5 protein-coding genes and 1 pseudogene are annotated in these 4,313 nt (G+C 63.3%); 3 read left to right on the top strand and 3 right to left on the bottom strand.

The window, feature by feature from the left end:
- Both M4D77_RS23495 and M4D77_RS23500 read left to right on the top strand, forming a co-directional pair.
- Positions 1 to 279, top strand: a 279-nt coding sequence (locus tag M4D77_RS23495; protein ID WP_259937683.1) for a transposase, incomplete at its 5' end; no start/stop codon positions are given.
- Entirely contained in the window at positions 276 to 1,214 is a 939-nt protein-coding gene (locus tag M4D77_RS23500; protein WP_020169764.1) for an IS3 family transposase, read from the top strand. The genes M4D77_RS23495 and M4D77_RS23500, both read left to right, overlap by 4 nt.
- On the opposite strand, the gene M4D77_RS23505 is transcribed toward M4D77_RS23500, so the two are convergent.
- Together M4D77_RS23505 and M4D77_RS23915 are read right to left on the bottom strand one after the other, a co-directional pair.
- Entirely contained in the window at positions 1,175 to 1,606 is a 432-nt protein-coding gene (locus M4D77_RS23505; RefSeq protein WP_064869997.1) for a hypothetical protein, read from the bottom strand. The genes M4D77_RS23500 and M4D77_RS23505 overlap by 40 nt on opposite strands.
- Positions 1,596 to 2,021: an integrase core domain-containing protein gene (locus tag M4D77_RS23915; protein WP_026920503.1), complete on the bottom strand. Its 426-nt coding sequence runs from the start codon at positions 2,019 to 2,021 to the stop codon at positions 1,596 to 1,598. The genes M4D77_RS23505 and M4D77_RS23915 overlap by 11 nt, the downstream gene beginning before the upstream one ends.
- 57 nt (positions 2,022 to 2,078) lie before the next feature.
- On the opposite strand from M4D77_RS23915, the gene M4D77_RS23515 reads away from it, so the two are divergent.
- Complete coding sequence (locus M4D77_RS23515) at positions 2,079 to 3,470, top strand: IS256 family transposase (RefSeq protein ID WP_045540970.1); 1,392 nt, start codon at positions 2,079 to 2,081, stop codon at positions 3,468 to 3,470.
- 58 nt (positions 3,471 to 3,528) lie between these two features.
- Here M4D77_RS23515 and M4D77_RS23520 read toward each other — a convergent pair.
- Positions 3,529 to 4,239 (bottom strand): annotated as a pseudogene (locus tag M4D77_RS23520) (helix-turn-helix domain-containing protein); the annotation flags it as partial.
- Positions 4,240 to 4,313: the final 74 nt, after the last annotated feature.

Here is a 4,313-nt window from a genome sequence, read left to right on the forward strand (position 1 = left end):
CGGAAGAAGTACGACCGGGAGTTTCGTGATGGGGCGGTCCGGATCGTCGAGGAGACAGGTAAGCCGATCGCCCAGGTCGCTCGAGACCTGGGGGTCAACGAGGGCACCTTGGGTAACTGGGTCAACCGGGCGCGCGCCGAGCGGGAGGGCCGCGGCGAGCTGACCGTTGATGACGCTGCTGAGCTCAAACGGTTGCGTGACGAGGTCGCCGAGCTGCGCATGGAGCGTGATGTCCTCAAGCGATCAGTGGTCCTGTGGGTGAAGGAGGCGACGAAGTGAGCGTGGCACGCTTTATCGCCGACCAGAGGACCAACTATCGGGTGCCACACGCGGTGTCCTGCCGGCTGCTCGGGGTCAGCGAGGCGTGGTTCTACAAATGGCATAAGCGGACCCAATCGCCGGGTGCGGCAACGGGTTTGCACACCACCCGCGACTATCGCCGGGACACCATCGACCGGGCCGTGGCGGTGGCGCTCGACAAGGCCCGCGGCCTGCACGGGTCACCGCGCCTGCATGCGGATCTGCGTGCTGACGGGTGGACGGTGACCGAGAAGACTGTCGCTGATTCGATGTGTCGTCAGGGCCTGGTCGCGCGGCGGATCCGCCGGCGCAACGGGCTGACCCGTCAGGACAAGACCGCCCCGAAGTTCCCCGATTTGTTGGGTCGCGATTTCACCGCACAGTGCCCCGATCAGCGGTGGGTCGGCGACATCACCGAGATCCCGACCGCGGCGGGCAAGCTGTATCTGGCCACGGTCATCGACCTCTACAGTCGCCGCCTGCTGGGGGCGGCCACCAGTCGTCACCCGGATGCAGCGTTGGCGTGTGCGGCGATCGAGATGGCGGTCGCCACGCGGGGCGGTATGCAGGCGATATGGCGTGATGACGATGCGCAGAAGCTGATTTTCCACACCGATCGTGGGTCGACGTACACCGCGAAACGGTTCACCAGGCTGTGCCAGAAGATGGGTATCCGGCAGTCGATGGGCCGGGTCGGATCGTGTTTCGACAACGCCGCAGCGGAGGCATTCTTCTCTTCTTTGGAGTGGGAAGTGTTGTCACGCAACGAGTTCCATACTATCATGGAGGCGCAGGCGGTCGTGTTGGAGTGGTGCTACGGCTTCTACAATCACCAGCGTCGCCACAGCGCGATCGGGATGATGAGTCCGGTCGACTACGAGAACACCGCAGTCACCGAGCCCGAAGCCGCATAGAGGAGTCCTCCACGATTCCGGGGGAACCACATATTCTCTAGGTCAAGAGGATTGGGTAGCGTCTTGATCAGGTGGGTGCCGTTGGTCGCGTGGATCAACTCGCCGTCGATCCGCAGGGTGACCCGGCTGCCGGCCGTCACGACGCCGAGGGCGAGTTCATGTCCACGAACAATGACGATGCCGTCGCGGTTCGCGGTCCGGTCGATCTCGATAGCTCGCGGCCGATGGGTGGCGGTGGAGGTGTCGAACGCGGCTTGCGCCGGTCTGGGCCGGCCCGGGCGGGTGCCGCGGGCGCGGAGTCGTTGCAGGTCTGCGGTGGTCAGCTTCGACCGGACCGTCTTGATCACGATGTCGTCGCAGATGATGTACACGCTCGACAGGTCAGCCCACATCACGACACTGCGCTGCGCATAGTTTCTTTCCGACCCACACCTGTTGCACACCGGCAATAGTCACTACACCGGACGGCGGCACGACAGTGTCGAACTCAATGGCGGAACTCGACTGATCGGCCACGGTTGGAGCTGGCCGAACGACTTCGGCTTCCGGTCGGATCTCGGCACCAACAGGCTTGCTGGGCATGGTGTCGGGATCGGTGCTGCGACTGCGGAACACGCTGGCAGGGGTGGCCATGTTCAGCGACTGATGCGGTCTGCAGGTGTTGTAGGCGTGGACCCATTCGTCGATAGCCGTTTGCGCGGTCTCGATGGTGTCGAAGGCGCCAGTCTCGTCGAGAAGCTCCCGGCGCAATGTGCGATGGAATCGTTCGATTTTGCCGGTCGTGGTCGGTGACCGGCGTTTGGTCAACCGGGGGGTGTCAGATGGTCTGTGTAAGTCCAGTGCTCATCAGTGAGAGGAAGATCTATGAGCATGGCGTTAGACGACAAGCAGCAGGGCCACGACGACGAGCAGTTGCCTGAACTGGCCGAGCCGCGCTCGACCGCGGAAGTCGCCGAGGCATTACAGGCCTCGGGCATGGTCGATGAGCTGCTCGCCCAGATCGATACCGGCCAGATCCAGATCACCGGCGAAGGCGGGTTGATCCCAGGTCTGATCAAACTGGCCCTCGAACGCGGTCTGAAGGCCGAGCTGACCGATCACCTCGGCTATGCCAAGGGCGATCCGGCCGGGCGGGAGTTGCCCAACGCCCGTAACGGGTCGAGCCCGAAAACGGTGGCCTCGGAGGCCGGGCCGGTCGAGCTGAACATTCCTCGTGACCGTGACGGCACGTTCACCCCGCGGCTGGTCCCGAAGGGCTCGCGCCGCCTCGGCGGCCTCGACGACATCATCATCTCGCTCTACGCCGGCGGCATGACGTTGCGCGACATCCAACACCATTTGGCCTCCACGATCGGCACCGATCTCTCGCACGAGACGATCTCGAAGATCTGCGACGAGGTCCTCGACGCGGTCGATGAATGGCAGAACCGGCCGCTGGAGCCGTTGTATCCCGTCATCTACCTTGATGCCCTGGTGGTGAAGGTCAAAGACGGCGCCCATGTCCGAAACAAGCACGCCCACATTGCTATTGGCGTCGATATGGCCGGCGTCAAGCATGTGCTGGGAATCTGGATACAGGCCGAAGAAGGCGCCAAGTTCTGGGCCGGGGTGTGTGCGAATCTGGCCAACCGCGGCGTCAAGGACGTGCTGATCGTGTGCTGTGACGGGCTCACCGGATTCCCCGAAGCGATCGAGGCGACCTGGCCGCTGGCCACCGTGCAAACCTGTGTGGTGCATCTGATCCGCAACTCGATGCGGTTCGTGAACTACAAAGACCGCAAAGACGTCGCTCGGGCGATTAAACCGATCTACACCGCCCCCGACGCCGAGACCGCCCGCCGCGAGTGGGAAGCCTTCCGCGACTCGGAACTAGGCGCCAAATATCCGAGTGCGGCAATGGCTTTCGACCGAGCCTGGGATCGGTTCATCCCCTTCCTGGCATTCCCGCCCGAGCTGCGCAAAGTCATCTACACCACCAACTCGATCGAGTCGCTGAACTACCAGCTCCGCAAGGTCATCAAGAACCGCGGACATTTCCCCAACGACATCGCGGTCCGCAAACTCTTGTGGCTGGCCATCTGCGACATCGAAGACAAACGAGCCGCTCAACGCCTCAAAGAACGCGGGACCAGGCGGTCACAGCCCCGTAAGGCCCTCGGACGACTGGTCGAGGGACAGGTCGTCACCAACTGGAAGCAAGCCCTCGGACAGCTCGCTCTGGCCTACCCCGACCGGATCGAACCGCACCTCGGCTAAACCCACGGACCACAAGAAAATCAGGAGTCACGTTCTTACACAGACATCTTGACAAGCTCGTCAACCGCGCGGTGATGCCGTACTCGCGACACGTCCGCTCGAAGAGCACCTCAACCGGCAACGGCCGCGTGTGTCTGCCGGTGAACTGGTTGCCGTTGTCGGTGAGCACCTCGAACGGCACGCCCCATCGATTCATCGCCCCGACGAACGCTTCACACACGGCACTGCCACTGGGCTGCTCGAGAACCGCGGCGACGGTGACGAAGCGGGAATGGTCGTCGATGCCGGTCAACAGTTTGCATTCCCGGCCGCCAGCCAGGAACACACCTCCAACCAGGTCGAGTTGCCACAGATGCATCGGAGCTTCCCGCTCCCATCGCTTGTAGACCCGTTTATGTAGCTGCTCTTGAGGATTGACCAATCCGTTGCGTACCAGCACGCGGTGCACCGTGGCCCGCGCGGGCGCGGGCGCATAAGGGTCGAGGCGTCCGAGTTCGTAGACGATGCGCCGGGCACCCCACCGCCGGTGGGTGCGTCGCATTTCGCAGATCGTCGCCTCCACTTGTGGAGAGATCTGGTTCGGGCTAGTACGCGGTCGGCGAGATCGATCCGATAAACCGCCCAGACCTGATGCGGCATAGCGCTTGCGCCACGCCGTGACCGTTTGGCGAGAGACACCGTAACGGTTAGCGACCTCGATGACCGGAGCACCGTCGGCGACTTCGGTGACCGCACGGAACCTGACCTCCACACGCACCCGTGCAGCGATCTCAGCATCGGATTCAGTCTCAGCAGAGAAGGACACCCCCCACACTCTGACTGCGACCACCGACAAGCGTGAGA

The organism is Gordonia sp. p3-SID1431, assembly GCF_025143765.1.
Taxonomy (GTDB): domain Bacteria; phylum Actinomycetota; class Actinomycetes; order Mycobacteriales; family Mycobacteriaceae; genus Gordonia; species Gordonia hongkongensis.